At 69.6% G+C, this 14,586-nt stretch carries 11 protein-coding genes and 2 riboswitches; of the genes, 5 read left to right on the top strand and 6 right to left on the bottom strand.

Annotation, left to right across the window (positions count from 1 at the left end):
• Positions 1-39 precede the first annotated feature (39 nt).
• Together BDO18943_RS12495 and BDO18943_RS12490 are read right to left on the bottom strand one after the other, a co-directional pair.
• The gene (locus tag BDO18943_RS12495) at positions 40-945 is read right to left on the bottom strand and encodes a nucleotidyl transferase AbiEii/AbiGii toxin family protein (RefSeq protein ID WP_175022524.1); all 906 of its coding nucleotides are present in this window, start codon (positions 943-945) and stop codon (positions 40-42) included.
• Positions 914-1,984, bottom strand: coding sequence for a type IV toxin-antitoxin system AbiEi family antitoxin (locus tag BDO18943_RS12490; RefSeq protein ID WP_175022588.1), 1,071 nt, complete (start codon positions 1,982-1,984; stop codon positions 914-916). The genes BDO18943_RS12495 and BDO18943_RS12490 overlap by 32 nt, the downstream gene beginning before the upstream one ends.
• Before the next feature lie 342 nt (positions 1,985-2,326).
• Here BDO18943_RS12490 and BDO18943_RS12485 point away from each other — a divergent pair, with 342 nt between their 5' ends.
• Both BDO18943_RS12485 and bamE read left to right on the top strand, forming a co-directional pair.
• Positions 2,327-3,490 carry a M20 aminoacylase family protein gene (locus BDO18943_RS12485; RefSeq protein WP_175022523.1) on the top strand — a complete coding sequence of 388 codons (1,164 nt, stop codon included), beginning with the start codon at positions 2,327-2,329 and terminating at the stop codon, positions 3,488-3,490.
• Between the two features lie 333 nt (positions 3,491-3,823).
• Positions 3,824-4,363 (top strand): outer membrane protein assembly factor BamE domain-containing protein, encoded by a 540-nt coding sequence (gene bamE / locus BDO18943_RS12480; protein ID WP_175022522.1) that lies wholly within the window; start codon positions 3,824-3,826, stop codon positions 4,361-4,363.
• Positions 4,364-4,402: 39 nt separating this feature from the next.
• On the opposite strand, the gene BDO18943_RS12475 is transcribed toward bamE, so the two are convergent.
• The 4 genes from BDO18943_RS12475 to cobA are packed head-to-tail and all read right to left on the bottom strand — an operon-like array spanning position 4,403 to position 7,473.
• The gene (locus tag BDO18943_RS12475; RefSeq protein WP_175022521.1) at positions 4,403-5,707 is read right to left on the bottom strand and encodes a cobyrinate a,c-diamide synthase; all 1,305 of its coding nucleotides are present in this window, start codon (positions 5,705-5,707) and stop codon (positions 4,403-4,405) included.
• Between the two features lie 2 nt (positions 5,708-5,709).
• Entirely contained in the window at positions 5,710-6,312 is a 603-nt protein-coding gene (cobO, locus tag BDO18943_RS12470; RefSeq protein WP_021160089.1) for a cob(I)yrinic acid a,c-diamide adenosyltransferase, read from the bottom strand.
• A gap of 37 nt (positions 6,313-6,349) precedes the next feature.
• Positions 6,350-6,727 carry a cobalamin biosynthesis protein gene (locus tag BDO18943_RS12465; protein ID WP_175022520.1) on the bottom strand — a complete coding sequence of 126 codons (378 nt, stop codon included), beginning with the start codon at positions 6,725-6,727 and terminating at the stop codon, positions 6,350-6,352.
• Entirely contained in the window at positions 6,724-7,473 is a 750-nt protein-coding gene (gene cobA / locus BDO18943_RS12460; protein ID WP_175022519.1) for a uroporphyrinogen-III C-methyltransferase, read from the bottom strand. The genes BDO18943_RS12465 and cobA overlap by 4 nt, the downstream gene beginning before the upstream one ends.
• Positions 7,474-7,643: 170 nt before the next feature.
• Positions 7,644-7,880, bottom strand: a riboswitch (cobalamin riboswitch).
• Positions 7,881-7,994: 114 nt separating this feature from the next.
• Positions 7,995-8,261: riboswitch (cobalamin riboswitch) on the top strand.
• Positions 8,262-8,591: 330 nt separating this feature from the next.
• Here cobA and cobW point away from each other — a divergent pair.
• Genes cobW through BDO18943_RS12445 form a run of 3 tightly spaced genes read left to right on the top strand, consistent with a single transcriptional unit; the run spans position 8,592 to position 14,569 of the window.
• A complete protein-coding gene (gene cobW, locus BDO18943_RS12455) occupies positions 8,592-9,680 on the top strand; it encodes a cobalamin biosynthesis protein CobW (protein WP_089450457.1) in 1,089 nt (362 codons plus the stop codon).
• A 6-nt stretch (positions 9,681-9,686) separates the two neighbouring features.
• Positions 9,687-13,496: a cobaltochelatase subunit CobN gene (gene cobN / locus BDO18943_RS12450; RefSeq protein ID WP_175022518.1), complete on the top strand. Its 3,810-nt coding sequence runs from the start codon at positions 9,687-9,689 to the stop codon at positions 13,494-13,496.
• Complete coding sequence (locus tag BDO18943_RS12445; protein WP_175022517.1) at positions 13,493-14,569, top strand: ATP-binding protein; 1,077 nt, start codon at positions 13,493-13,495, stop codon at positions 14,567-14,569. Before cobN ends, BDO18943_RS12445 begins: the two co-directional genes overlap by 4 nt.
• The last annotated feature ends 17 nt before the right edge of the window (positions 14,570-14,586 follow it).

The following is a 14,586-nucleotide window of genomic DNA, read 5'->3' as shown; positions in this document are numbered from 1 at the left end:
CGTATCCGTACGCGCACGCTGCTGTTCCGCAGCGACGCGTCACGTGCGTGGCGCGGGTTGATCGACGAGAAAGGCGGTACGGAACGCATCGAGATACCGGTCGACGTCGTCGCTGAATTCACCGGGCAACAGTGCGAAAGCGCGTGCCAGCAGATCCTGGCCGAGCGCGGCATAGGTCGCTGCGTCCGACAACAGCGCGCGGATCGCGTCGCGCGTTGGCGGCGAAGCAATTTGCTGCGCCTCGCGCGCGAGCAGCGCGGCCGCGGCGAGTCCCGGCTGGAACGCATGGGTCTCGAGCAGGTCCGGCGCATCATCCCAGATACGTTCGCGATTGCCGGCGTCGTGGAAATTCCGCAGCAGGAACAGCAGGTCGTACGCGTCACTGTTCTGGCGCGCACGCCGGTCCTTCCACGCGAGCAGCTTCAGCAGCGTCAGCGCCGGCAGGCTGGCCACCGGCACCAGGGTATGCGCGTCGATCGACACCGGCTGTGCGGTGTCCACCGCTTCCTGGAACCCGAGTACGTTCAGCACGAATTCACCGCCGGGCGGCCACGCAATCTCGCCCGGCGGCGTTTCGAGCGGCCCGAACGGCACGAGGTCCAGCTCCGTGCGAAAACCGTGCGCGCCGCTGTCGAACAGCAGTTTCTGCTGCTGTTTCGATGCGCGCGTGAATTGCCCGGTGGCGACGAGTGCCTCGACGAGTTGCGCGTGAAATGGCCAGCTCACCGCGCACACGGCAACGTCGACGTCGCGCGTTGCACGCACCGGCCGGATGCCGTGCACGTGCCACATCAGGATGTCGCGCGCGGTAGCGCCGGCGACCACGAACGCCGCGTCGAGGTTTGCGCAGGCCGAGCTAACGGCCTGCAGCAACGCGACCGCCGCAGGCTCCAGCGGCCGGCGTGCGTCGACTTCAAGCGGGCGGGTGGGCGAGATATCGGTCATGGATGCGATCCGCGATGGCGAGATTGCGGCTGTCGCCGGACGAGACGAGATCCGCGTAGATCAACAGCGGCGGCACGACCGGTCCTTCCTGCTCGCGCCAGTCGAGCGCGGCAGACGGCGGCCAGAACGCTTCGACGAGTTCGACCTCGCCGCGCTCGTCCGGACGCAGGCGTCCCTGGAGCAGCAGCCGGTTCGACGCGGTGCCGTGCGTATAGACGGTGATCGTGGCCGGCTTCAGGTCGTGCGTCAGCAGGTCGGCCGCCGGCTCGCCGCCGAGCCGCGCATCGAATGCCGCGAAATCGAAACCGCGCCACCAGTCGGGCGCGAGGCTGGCAAACCGGCGGCTCGGCAGCTTCGCGCGCAAGCGGCTCGGGTACAGCGCGACCCATTCCTGCACGAAGCGAGGCCAGTCGGGAAGCAGGCGCTCGCCGTTGCGGCGCTGCCCGACGAGGCCGCGCGCGATCAGATCGTCCATCGCCAGATTGACCGTGCCGAGCGCGACATCCGACGCGGCCGCGATCGCCCGATACGGTTGCGCGACGAGGCCGGGCTGCGTCGCGAGCGCGAACATCACGGCCAGCCCCTTCGGCGTCGTCGCGCGCGACGACTGCCGGCGCGGTGCCCGTGCGGGCTTCGGCCGGCCCGCGATCATCACGGTTGCCTCCGGCTGAATCAGGCATGCGTTGCCGGCGGTATCGAGAAACGGGATGCCCTGGTCGATCAGGCCGGCGGCCAGTTCGGCCGACAGATGCGGCGCGACCAGCATCAACGGGCGCTCGCCGGGCGCTGCGTTGCCGCCGCCGCGGCGCAATGCCGCGAGCGTGCCCGCCAGCGATTCGACGTGCAGGCGCACCGCGACCGGCATCTCGAATACCTGCCCCGCAACGTCGAAGCGGATCATGGCGTCGGCGCGTGCCTTGTAGGCGGCCGGCACGCGCACGGGCCGCGCGCGAAAGCGCCGGGTCGCGCGTTCGAACGCGGCGCAGGCTTCGTCGAGCACGTGCTGTTCCGGCAGGGAGAGGGAAGGGTTCGCGGGCATCGAAGGGAATCGCATGTTCACTTTTTTGTCAGCGTACACAAAAAATGTACGAACGTCAAAAAGTGAACAATAATTCACAAGCCTTTGATATGTATGGGCTATTTCAGGGTGTCAGGCGATAGTCATCGGGCTCTCATACGCAGGAAATGGGCGGGTGGCGTACAGTTTCGCGCGCTCGGATCTCATGCGGCAGTCGTCCGGATGGCCGGGCTTGCGCTCGTCGCGCATCGCATTCCCCTATGGCAACCATCGGTTGCTACCACGACGACTCTCGGTCTTCCGGGTTGCCATCGAACTGACTATCCTTGCCTGCATATTCCCCAAAGGACAGGAGACGACACCGTGACGCACAGCGTGATTCCCGCAGGCCTCGCCGACGAAATGATCGAGATCCGGCACCGCATCCATGCCCACCCCGAGCTCGGTTTCGAGGAATTCGCGACGAGCGACCTCGTCGCGGCGCAACTGCAGTCGTGGGGCTACACGGTGCATCGCGGGCTCGGCGGGACGGGCGTCGTCGGGCAGTTGAAGGTCGGCAACGGCACGCAGCGCCTCGGCCTGCGCGCCGACATGGACGCGCTGCCGATCCACGAGTCGACGGGCCTGCCGTACGAGAGCAAGATCGCCGGCAAGATGCACGCGTGCGGCCACGACGGCCACACGGCGATGCTGCTCGCGGCCGCGAAGCATCTCGCGCGCGAGCGCTGCTTCTCGGGCACGCTGAACCTGATTTTCCAGCCGGCGGAGGAAGGGCTCGGCGGCGCGAAGAAGATGCTCGACGAAGGGCTGTTCGAGCAGTTCCCGTGCGACGCGATCTTCGCGATGCACAACATGCCCGGGTTCCCGACGGGCAAGTTCGGTTTCCTGCCGGGGCCGTTCATGGCGTCGTCGGATACGGTGATCGTCGACGTACAGGGCCGTGGCGGCCACGGCGCGGTGCCGCACAAGGCCGTCGACTCGGTGGTCGTCTGTGCGCAGATCGTCATCGCGCTGCAGACGATCGTGTCGCGCAACGTGTCGCCGCTCGACATGGCGATCGTCACGGTCGGCGCGATCCACGCGGGCGAGGCGCCGAACGTGATTCCCGATCGTGCGCAGATGCGCCTGTCGGTGCGCGCGCTGAAGCCGGAGGTGCGTGACCTGCTCGAGACGCGTATCAAGGAAGTCGTGCATGCGCAGGCGGCCGTGTTCGGCGCGACCGCGACGATCGACTACCAGCGCCGCTACCCGGTGCTCGTCAACGATGCGGAGATGACGGCCTTCGCGCGCAACGTCGCACGCGAATGGGTGGGCGACGCGAACCTGATCGACGGGATGGTGCCGCTCACCGGCAGCGAGGATTTTGCGTTCCTGCTCGAGAAGCGGCCCGGCTGCTACCTGATCATCGGCAACGGCGACGGGGAGGGTGGCTGCATGGTGCACAACCCGGGCTACGACTTCAACGATGCGGCGTTGCCCACCGGCGCGTCGTACTGGGTGAAGCTGGCGGAGGCGTTTCTGGTGTGACGGTTGCGGCCCGCGCGCGGCGCCCGCATGGTCCATCGGCATCGCATCGCCCCGGCGGGATCAGGATTTGACGGTCCTTGACATGGCGTTGCAAGGCCGCGTGCTACGCTCCGTTTCGCGTCGGACCGGTCGTCGGCACACGCGGACGGCCCGCACGGCGCGATCCGTGCCGGGCGCCGGCAGCAACGAGAATTCGGCTGCGCCGCTCGCTGAACGAACGGTGTTTTCCGGCCTGCACGGCCGGGCACGCGTCGCTCGACCGCTCACACCCGGGCTCGCACTGCCTCTTGGCCATGGGCGCCGGCCCTGCTCAATCGATACCGCCCCTACGACATGCGAAAACCTATCCTCATCGCGCTGACGGCCTGCGCGTTCGGCTTCCTCCTGACCGGATGCGACGATCAGAAGATGGCCGATGCGGTCAACGCGATCAAGCCGGACAACGTGGCGTTCGGCAGTCTGCAGCGGGGCGTGTCGACGGTCGACGACGTGCTCCGCGCCGCGGGCAAGCCCGAGATGGTCAGGCAGAACGAAGACGGCTCGCAGCGGTACGAGTATCCGCGCGGCCCGTTCGGGACGAGCACGTACATGCTCGACTTCGGGCCGGACGGCAGGCTCATGTCGATCACGCAGGCGCTGAGCGCGGAAAACATCGCGAAGGTCGTGCCGGGGATGACGAAGGACGACGTGCGGCAACTGCTCGGCAAGCCGACGTCGGTCTCGCAATACGCGTTGAGCCACGAAGAAGTCTGGAGCTGGCACTGGGCTGAAGGTGGCGTATCGGGCGACGCGATGTTCAATGCACATTTTTCGCCGGACGGGATCGTGATCCGGACATCGAGATCGGAAGCGCCCGGACGGGAGAAGCCGTGACGGCGGGCCTGCCCGGCCGCGTCATTCCGTCGCCGCAAGTCACCACGCTTCCCCGCTGAACAGCGCCGCCGCCGCATCCGGATTCGACGGCCAGTACATGTGCATGTACGTCGCGACGATCGCGCCGTGGCGATACACGGCTTCGCCACTGCCCGGCGCGCCGTCGGGGCGCGCGGCGTGCGCGATGGGTTCCAGCGGCGTCGCGAGCCGCGAATAATGAAACGTATGTCCGCGCATCGGCCCGGTGCGCGTATCGATCTGCTGCATGCCGAGCGCCGCGAACCGGCGCTGCATCGTCGCCTGACCCGGCAACAGCCCAAGCATCGGCGTCGTCACGCCGTCCACATCGGTCAGCGATTCACACAGATACACCATCCCCCCGCATTCCGCGACGATCGGCCGGCCGGCCGCCGCATGCGCGCGAATCGTCTGCGCGGCCACGACATTCGCCGCCAGCGTCGCCGCATGCAGTTCCGGATAGCCGCCCGGCAAAAACAGCGCGTCGCAATCGTCGGGCACGGGTTCGTCGGCAAGCGGCGAGAAGCACCGCAGTTCCGCACCGAGCGTATCCAGCAACGCGAGATTCGCCGGATAGACGAACGAAAACGCTGTATCGCGCGCGACCGCGATCCGCTTGCCGGCAAGCGCGCGCGGCAGCGGTGCGGCCAGGTCCGGTTCCGCGAACGCGACGGCCGGCGGCAACTCGGCAAGCGCCGTCTGCGCGAGCACGTCGGCCGCGCGATCGAGCCGTGCGTCGAGATCGTCGATGTCGGCCGGCTGGTACAGGCCGAGATGCCGCTCCGGCAGCGCGATGCCCGCATCGGCCGGCACGTGCCCGAGCCAGCGCAGGTCGTCGGGCAGCGCCTGTTGCAGCAGTTCCGCGTGCCGGGCCGAGCCGACGCGATTCGCCAGCACGCCGTGAAACGGCAGCCCCGGCCGGAACCGCGCGAGCCCGAATGCGATCGCCGCGAACGTCTGCGCCATCGACTTCGCGGAAATCACCGCGACGACCGGCACGCCGAACGCGGCCGCGAGATCGGCACTGCTCGGTGTGCCGTCGAACAGCCCCATCACGCCTTCGATCAGGATCAGGTCGGCCTCGCGCGCGGCGTCGGCCAGCAGCGCGCGGCAGCCGGCCTCGCCGACCATCCCGAGGTCGAGCGCATGTACGGGCGCGCCGCTCGCACGTTCGAGCAGCATCGGATCGAGAAAGTCGGGCCCGGTCTTGAACACGCGCACGCGCCGGCCGAGCCGGCGGTGCAGCCGCGCCAGGCCGGCCGTCACCGACGTCTTGCCCTGGCCCGACGCGGGCGCGCTGACGAACAGCGCGGGGCAGGCCGGCACGCTCAGAACTCCACGCCGCGTTGCGCCTTCACGCCTTGTTCCTTGTACGGATGCTTGACGAGCCGCATTTCGGTAACGAGGTCGGCCGCGTCGATCAGCGCATCGGGCGCGTGCCGCCCGGTCACGACGACGTGCACCGAATCAGGGCGCGCGGCCAGCGTCGCGAGCACTTCGTCGAGCGGCAGGTATTCGTACTTCAGCACCGTGTTCAGTTCGTCGAGGATCACCATCCGGTAGTCGCCGCTCTCGATCATCCGGCGCGCCTCGTCCCAGCCCTTGCGCGCGGTCGCGATGTCGGCGTCGCGGTTCTGCGTGTTCCACGTATAGCCATCGCCCATCGTCACGAAATCGCATTCGGCTACCGCGCCGAGGAAGTCGCGCTCGGACGTGTGCAGCGCGCCCTTGATGAACTGTACGACGCCGAGCCGCATGCCGTGGCCGAGCACGCGCACGGCCATGCCGAACGCGGCCGTGCTCTTGCCCTTGCCATTGCCGGTATTGACGATCAGCAGGCCCTTTTCGTTGACGGCGGCGGCCTGCTTCTTCTCATGGCCGGCACGGCGGCGTTCGGTCATCCGTTGATGGGATTCGGCGTCGGTTTTCATCGGATTGGTCCTGTCGAAAGAAAGCGAAACAAAGGGTTCAGAGCGGGCCGGCGAGCGCGACCGTCACGCCGTCCCGGATCGATTTGGGGCCCAGCAGCCGGCCGTGCGGCGCCGCCAGCTGCGCGCACGGCTCGGCTACGCCCGCGACGCCAAAGCGGGCGAGCGCGGCATCCGACGGGCCGCTTGCGGCCAGTTCCGGGCGGCGCGCGAGCCGTGCCGCGTCGAACACGACGAGCGGCCAGCCGCGGCGCGCGCACAGCGTGCGCAGCGCGCGGGCACGCGCCTTGTCGGCGAGCGTCGCAACGAGCGCCGGTTCGGCGCCCGGGTACAGGGTCAGCGCCGCGCGGATCGCGGTATCGAGTTGCGCGGCCGTCACGCCCGCGCGGAAACCGACGCCGAGCGCGACGCGCATCATGCGCCGCTGCCGAGCGCGGCACGTACCGCGGGATCGCCGGCGAACGCCGCGACGCGGCCGATTACGACGATGGCCGGCGAGCCGATGCCAGTCGCACCGATGCGTTCGACGAGGGTGTCGAGCGTCGCGAGCACGTGCCGTTGTTCGGGGCGCGTCGCGTTCTCGATCGCCGCGCACGGCGTATCGCCGGGCAGGCCGCCTTCACGCAGCGCGGCTGCAATCGTGTCGAGGCGGCGAATGCCCATGTAGATGACGATCGTCATGCGCGTGGCCGCGAGCGCGCGCCAGTCGGGTTCGCCGGCGCCCGCGCCGTGGCCCGTGACGAAGATCACGCCCTGGGCGTCGCCGCGTTGCGTGACCGGAATGCCGAGCGCGGCCGGCGCGGCGATGCCCGCGGTGACGCCGTTCACGACCTCGACCGCGAATCCCGCCGCGCCGAGTGCGGCCAGTTCCTCGCCGCCGCGGCCGAACACGAACGGATCGCCGCCCTTGAGCCGCGCGACGCTGCGGCCCGCGCGCAGATGCGCGAGCATCGCGGCGACGATCGTCTCCTGCGGCGTCGATGCATGGCCGCCACGCTTGCCGACGTGCTCGATCTGCGCATCGGCACGCGCATGGCGCAACACGTCGGGATTCACGAGATCGTCGACGAGCAGCACGTCCGCCGCGCCGATCGCACGGACGGCCTTGAGCGTCAGCAGGTCGGCGTCGCCGGGGCCGGCGCCGATGAGCCAGGCGCGGCTCATCGGGCGCGGCACGGTGCGCACCGTGTCGAAACAGTGGAACAGGGCAGGCGGGCGGCACGGCGGCGGCCAGCAGACAGGAAACGCATGACGGATCTAACGAAGCCCGCGCGGACGCGGGCGGAATGCGCACCCCATCCGTCCCCCGCGGATCGGGCGTTCGGCGAGCCTCGGGCTCGCCCCTTGCGTCGGCCGGTATCCGGGCTGGCCGCTTGCCAGGCCGCGGCCTTCCCGCCCGGCTGAAGGGCAGTGGCATCGTGGGCGGCCTGGGCGCGTGCGCGGGGAAGCGCGTCGCGCGGGCGGCGTACCGTTGCGGGGACAGCACAGGCCGGGCGGTGGTCCGCCTCCTGTTTCCCGTTTAACTGCATGCACGGAATGCGCATGCGAGCACCGAACGCGGCGCTACGATAGCACAGCGATCCACCCGCGCGAACCACTGCGCACGGCGTTCGGCCACGTGCGCCGGCCATCCGGAACCGGGCCCGGTGGCCCGCTCCGCCTTGACGCTCCCCGCCCGCGCCGCCTACACTCGCACGCGTTTTGGTGCTCGCGCGCGCCGCTCCGGCGCGCGCAGTTAAACGGGAAACAGGGAGCCTGCCTGCGCCGCAGTCGAGCCAACCTGTGCTGCCCCCGCAACGGTAAGCGAACGCGTCGCGCAAGAAGCGCCACGCAACGCCGCTTCGCCGCATGCCGCGCGCATGCGGACGACCGCCACTGGATGCCGCGTGCATCCGGGAAGGCGAAGCGGTGTGTTCGTCAGCCCGGATACCGGCCTAAACGTTGGGGTTCAGCGCCGCGGGGAGGCGGCGCATCGTCCACGGCCGCAGCAGGCCCGACGCCCGCGTGTTGCCCGCTTCCTCCGCCGATCCGCCGTCGCGCCAACCCGCGCCGGCCGGCGTGGCGAACGGCAGGCGGTGCGCACCGGGCCGGCGGCAGCCGTGTTGGCATTCACGATGTCGACCGTTCGCAAGGAAGCACCATGTCCGCTTCGTCGTTCCGCCCGTCCCGCGACTGTCCGTCCGGATCGCGCGGCGGCATGCCCGCGATCCGCCAGATGAACTGCCACGCCGCCATCGACGCGACGATCCCGGGCTGATTCCATTTTCGACACAGGACCTACCATGACCATGCGCAAGCTTCCCGTCACGATCGTCACGGGCTTTCTCGGCAGCGGCAAGACGACGCTGATGCGCCACATCCTGCAGCACGCCGAAGGCCGCCGCATCGCGGTGATCGTCAACGAATTCGGCGAGCTCGGCATCGACGGCGAAATCCTCAAGGGCTGCGGCATCGGCTGCGAGGATGCCGAGGGGGCGCAGGGCGAAGCGTCGGGCCAGCTCTACGAACTCGCGAACGGCTGCCTGTGCTGCACCGTGCAGGAAGAGTTCTATCCGGTGATGGAAGCGCTCGTCGAGCGGCGTGCGGACATCGACCACGTGCTGATCGAAACCTCGGGCCTCGCGCTGCCGAAGCCGCTCGTGCAGGCGTTCAACTGGCCGACGATCCGCAACAGCTTCACAGTCGACGCGGTCGTGACCGTGGTCGACGGGCCGGCCGCCGCAAGCGGCCAGTTCGCGGAAAACCCGCAGGCCGTCGACGCGCAGCGCCGCGCCGATCCGAACCTCGATCATGAATCGCCGCTGCACGAGCTGTTCGCCGATCAACTGTCGTCCGCCGATCTCGTGATCGTGAACAAGGCCGATCTCGTCGGCGACGCAGCGTTCGCGCAGATCGAAACCGCGATTCGCGACGAAATCCCGCCGCAGGTGAAGATCGTGCGCGCGACGCGCGGCGAGCTCGATCTCGCGATGCTGCTCGGTCTCGAATCGGCATCGGAAGAAACGATCCACCTGCGTCACGACCATCACGGCTCGGCCGACGACGGTGATCACGATCACCATCACGACGATTTCGACTCGGTCGTCGTGTCGGGCGACGCCGGCACGCGCGAAGCGACGATCGCCGCGCTGCAGCGTGTCGTCGAAGCGCACACGATCTATCGCGCGAAAGGCTTCGCCGCGCTGCCCGGCGCGCCGATGCGCCTCGTGATCCAGGGCGTCGGCCGCCGCTTCGACAGCTATTTCGACCGTCGCTGGCAGGACGGCGAAACGCGCGCGAGCCGCTTCGTGCTGATCGGCGAGGATCTCGACGCGGCCGCGCTGCAACGCGCGTTCGACGCCGCGTGCGCGGCCGAACCGCAACAGGCGTAACGCACGATGCATTTGCTGCGCACCACGCCGGGCGGCTTCGTCGACGACACGCAGGGCGTCGTCCGGATCGACCAGCAGCCGGCCGACATCGTGATCCTGAGCTCGGCCGACACGACACTGTCGCTGCTGGCGAGCGTCGTGCCGCACCTGCCGGCCGGCTTCCCGAGCGTGCGGCTCGCGAACGTCACGTTCCTGCGGCAACCGGCGTCGGTCGACTTCTACGTCGACGACGTGCTGCAGCATGCGAAGTCGGTCGTGATCGATCATCTCGGCGGCGAGGCGTACTGGCCGTACGGGATCGAGCAGGCCGTGTCGCTCGCGTCGAAACGCAAGCAGCAGCTCGCGATGTTCTCGGGCGACCTGCAGGAAGACCCGAACCTCGTCGCGAAGAGCACGATCGCGCCCGACCTGTGCCGGCTGTGGTGGCGCTACCTGCGTGAAGGCGGCGTGCACAACGCCGAGGCGCTGCTGCGCAGCATTGCATTCCATACGCTCGGGTTCGGCGAAGAGCCCGAACTGCCGCGCCCGCTGCCGGCCGCCGCGCTGTATCACCTGGCGCGCGACCGCGCGAGCGTCGACGACTGGCGGCCGCGCTGGACGCCCGGCGCGCCCGTCGTCGCGATCCTGTTCTATCGTGCGCACTGGCAGGCCGCGAACACGGCCGTGTTCGACGCGCTGGCCGATGCGCTCGTCGCCGAAGGGCTGAATCCGCTGCCGATCGCGGTCACGTCGCTGAAGGACGCGGTGAGCCGCGAAGTCATCACGCAGCTCTGCGACACGCACGACGTCGCGCTCGTGCTGAACACGACCGCGTTCGCGGCCGGCGCGATCGACAGCCCCGAGCACGACGTGCTCGCCGGCGACGCGCCGGTCCTGCAGGTGATCCTGTCCGGCGGCAATCGCGACGCGTGGGTGGCCGACAACCAGGGCCTGCATGCGCGCGATATCGCGATGCACATCGCGCTGCCCGAGGTCGACGGGCGCATTGTCACGCGCGCGGTGAGCTTCAAGGGGCTCGCGTACCGCTGCCCGCATACCGAGGTCGACGTCGTGCGCTACCAGCCGGACGCCGAGCGGATCGCGTTCGTCGCGGCGCTCGCGCACGGCTGGTGCCGGCTGCGCACGCTCGACAACGCCGACAAGCGCGTCGCGCTGATTCTCGCGAACTATCCGCAAAGCGAAGGTCGGATCGGCAACGGCGTCGGGCTCGACACGCCGGCGTCCGCGCTGCGCGTGCTCGCGGCGCTGCGCGACGCGGGCTACGCGGTGGCCGACCTGCCGCCCGACGGTGACGCGCTGATCGCGCGGCTCACCGAAGGCGTGACCAACGACGCGGCCGTGCATGCGTTGCGCCCCGCATTCCAGAGCTTCCCGCTGGCCGACTACGTCGCCCGTTTCGCGCGGCTGCCGGCGGCCGTGCGCGACGCGCTGAACGAGCGCTGGGGTCCGCCCGAAGCCGATCCGACGCTGCGGCAAGGGCGCTTCACGATCGCCGGCTGGCGTGCCGGCAACGTGTTCGTCGGCATCCAGCCGTCGCGCTCGCGCGGCGAGAACGACTACGCGAGCTACCACGATGCGGATCTCGTGCCGCCGCACGCGTATCTCGCGTTCTATTTCTGGCTGCGCGACGCGTATCGCATCGACGCGGTGATCCACCTCGGCAAGCACGGCAACCTGGAATGGCTGCCAGGCAAGAGCGTCGCGCTGTCCGACGCGTGCTGGCCCGACCTGACGCTCGGGCCGCTGCCGCACCTGTATCCGTTCATTGTCAACGATCCGGGCGAGGGCAGCCAGGCGAAGCGTCGCGCGCAGGCGGTGATCATCGATCACCTGATGCCGCCGCTCACGCGCGCGGAAAACTACGGCCCGCTGCAGGATCTCGAGCGGCAGGTCGACGAATACTACGAAGCGCTGATGGTCGACGGGCGGCGCGCGAAGCTGCTGCGCAAGACGATCCTCGCGACGATCGCCGAACACCGGTTGCACGACGAACTGAGCGTGTCGCCGCCGCGCGATACGGGCGACGAGGATGCGCTGCTCACGCGTGTCGATGCGTGGCTGTGCGAATTGAAGGAAGCGCAGATCCGCGACGGGCTGCACGTGTTCGGCGCGTCGCCGGCCGATCGTCAGCGGCGCGACACGCTGCTCGCGCTCGCGCGCTTTCCGGTCGGCGACGGCAAGGGAGCACGCGCAGGACTGATCGGCGCGCTCGCGCGCGATCTCGCACTCGGCGATGACTTCGATCCGCTCGCGGCCGACTGGGCCGCGCCGTGGGTCGGCCCGCGCCCGGCGATCCTGCAGGCGCTCGACGCATCGCCGTGGCGCCATGCGGGCGATACGCGCGAGCGGCTCGAACGGCTTGCGCAGCAGTGGCTGGACGGACTGTGCGCAGCCGACGGCGGTAACGCAGGTACCGATGCGACGCCTCCCGGCGACTGGCCGCACACGCTCGCCGTGATCGAGCGTGTCCGTGAGATGCTGCTGCCCGCGCTCGACGCGTGTGGCGGCGAGGAAATGCGTCAGCTGCTGCGCGGGCTCGACGGCCGCTTCGTGCCGCCGGGGCCGAGCGGCTCGCCATCGCGCGGCCGGCCCGACGTGCTGCCGACCGGTCGCAATTTCTACTCGGTCGACACGCGCGCGGTACCGACGCAGGCGGCGTGGTCGCTCGGCCTGAAATCCGCACAGCAACTGATCGAACGCCATCTGCAGGATCATGGCGACTATCCGCGCGCGATCGGCCTGTCGGTCTGGGGCACGGCGACGATGCGCACGGGCGGCGACGACATCGCGCAGGCGTTCGCGCTGCTCGGCGTGCGGCCGAAATGGGCGCACGGCAGCCACCGCGTGACCGACTTCGAGATCCTGCCGATCGAGATCTTCGACCGGCCGCGCATCGACGTGACGCTGCGCGTGTCGGGCTTCTTCCGAGACGCGTTCCCGAACCTGATGCACCTGTTCGACGCGGCCGTGCAGGCGGTGGCCGCACTCGACGAGCCCGAGGAGCTGAACCCGATCCGCGCGCGCATCGAGCGCGAGCGCGCGAAGTGGGTCGCGCAGGGCGTGGCACCGGACGAAGCGCGGCGCCGCGCCGGCTGGCGTGTGTTCGGCGCACGGCCGGGCAGCTACGGCGCGGGCCTGCAGGACCTGATCGACCAGCGCCGCTGGCAGACCGACGCCGATCTCGCCGATGCCTACCGCCAGTGGGGCGGCCATGCGTATGCGCAGAACAGCGCGGGCGACGCGGCGGCCGACGTGTTCGGCGAGCGGCTCGCGACGATCGACGTCGTCGTGCAGAACCAGGACAGCCGCGAACACGACATCCTCGATTCGAACGACTACTACCAGTTCCAGGGCGGGATGACCGCAGCCGTGCGGCACCTGTCCGGGCAGCAGCCGAGCATCTACCACGGCGACCACGCGAACCCGGTCGCGCCGAAGATGCGCACGCTGCGCGAGGAAATTGCGCGCGTGATCCGCTCGCGCGTCGTCAACCCGAAATGGCTCGACGGCGTGAAGCGCCATGGTTACAAGGGCGCGGCCGAGCTGGCCGCGACCGTCGACTACCTGTACGGCTATGACGCGACCGCGCGCGTGCTGTCCGACCACCAGTACGCGCTCGTCGCCGACGCGTACCTGTTCGACGACGCCACCCGCGCGTTCCTCGAACGGCACAATCCGAAGGCGCTGCACGGCATCTGCGAACGCTTCGTCGAGGCGATGCAGCGCGGCCTGTGGCAACAGCCGGGCGACTATCGCGAACGGATCGAAGCGGTCTGGCTCGCGAGCGAACAACTCCAGGAAGGGGGACGGCGATGACCGATCCGACGCTGCACCGCGCCCGCGCGGTGTTTCCGTTTGCGGCGCTCGTTGCGCAGGACGCATTGCAGCAGGCGCTGCTGCTCGCCGCGATCGACCCGTCGCTCGGCGGCGTGCTCGTCAGCGGGCCGCGCGGCACCGCGAAATCGACCGCGGCGCGCGGCCTCGCGGAGCTGTTGCCCGAAGGGCAGTTCGTCACGCTGCCGCTGTCGGCGAGCGACGAGCAGGTGACCGGTACGCTCGATCTCGCGCATGCCCTCGCTGAAAATGGCGTGCGCTTCCGGCCGGGCCTGCTCGCGAGGGCGCATCTCGGCGTGCTGTATGTCGACGAAGTGAACCTGCTCGCCGACGGGCTCGTCGATACGCTGCTCGACGTCGCCGCGAGCGGCGTGAACATCGTCGAGCGCGATGGCGTGTCGCACGCGCACGATGCGCGCTTCGTGCTGATCGGGACGATGAATCCGGAGGAGGGCGAGCTGCGTCCGCAGTTGCTCGACCGCTTCGGGTTGATGGTCGAACTGGAGAATTGCTTCGACGCCGCACAGCGCGAGCGGATCGTGAAGGCGCGGCTCGCGTTCGATCTCGATCCGGACGCGTTCCGCGCAGGCCATGTATCCGCACAGCGCGAACTCGGCGACCGGATTCACGCGGCGCGTGCACGGCTGGCGGCGCTCGATTTCGACGATGCCGTCCATGCGCGCGTCAGCGCGCTGTGCATCGACGCGGCCGTTGACGGGCTGCGTGCCGATCTCGTGATGCTGCGCGCGGCGCGCGCGCTCGCCGCACTGGAGCAGGCCGATGCGGTGACGGTGTCGCATGTGGAGCGCGTGGCCGATGCGGTGCTGCGGCACCGGCGTCATGCGGGGACGCCGCCATCGTCCCGAGCGCCGCAGAAAAACGACGAACGCGACGGTCACACGCCGCCCGATGCGCGCGAGCGCCCCGACGATCCATCGGGCGCCGCGCAGAACGATGCCGCGGCAGCGCAGGGCGACTGGGGCTACCTGCCGCCCGAACCGGCCGGGCTGCACGACGTGAAAGGCGTGGTGCCGCTGCCGCTAAAAAAACGCTGAGCCATCGAGCCGGCGCC

It is taken from the genome of Burkholderia aenigmatica, from assembly GCF_902499175.1.
Lineage (GTDB): Bacteria > Pseudomonadota > Gammaproteobacteria > Burkholderiales > Burkholderiaceae > Burkholderia > Burkholderia aenigmatica.
The sequence above is the reverse complement of the archived record's forward strand: the minus strand, read 5'-3'. Positions and strand labels throughout refer to the sequence as shown.

Coding starts and splice junctions, on each gene's coding strand:
- BDO18943_RS12495 (WP_175022524.1), bottom strand. CDS start 945: ATGACCGATATCTCGCCCACCCGCCCGCTTGAAGTCGACGCACGCCGG.
- BDO18943_RS12490 (WP_175022588.1), bottom strand. CDS start 1,984: ATGCCCGCGAACCCTTCCCTCTCCCTGCCGGAACAGCACGTGCTCGAC.
- bamE (WP_175022522.1), top strand. CDS start 3,824: ATGCGAAAACCTATCCTCATCGCGCTGACGGCCTGCGCGTTCGGCTTC.
- cobW (WP_089450457.1), top strand. CDS start 8,592: ATGACCATGCGCAAGCTTCCCGTCACGATCGTCACGGGCTTTCTCGGC.
- cobN (WP_175022518.1), top strand. CDS start 9,687: ATGCATTTGCTGCGCACCACGCCGGGCGGCTTCGTCGACGACACGCAG.
- cobO (WP_021160089.1), bottom strand. CDS start 6,312: ATGAAAACCGACGCCGAATCCCATCAACGGATGACCGAACGCCGCCGT.
- BDO18943_RS12465 (WP_175022520.1), bottom strand. CDS start 6,727: ATGATGCGCGTCGCGCTCGGCGTCGGTTTCCGCGCGGGCGTGACGGCC.
- cobA (WP_175022519.1), bottom strand. CDS start 7,473: ATGAGCCGCGCCTGGCTCATCGGCGCCGGCCCCGGCGACGCCGACCTG.
- BDO18943_RS12445 (WP_175022517.1), top strand. CDS start 13,493: ATGACCGATCCGACGCTGCACCGCGCCCGCGCGGTGTTTCCGTTTGCG.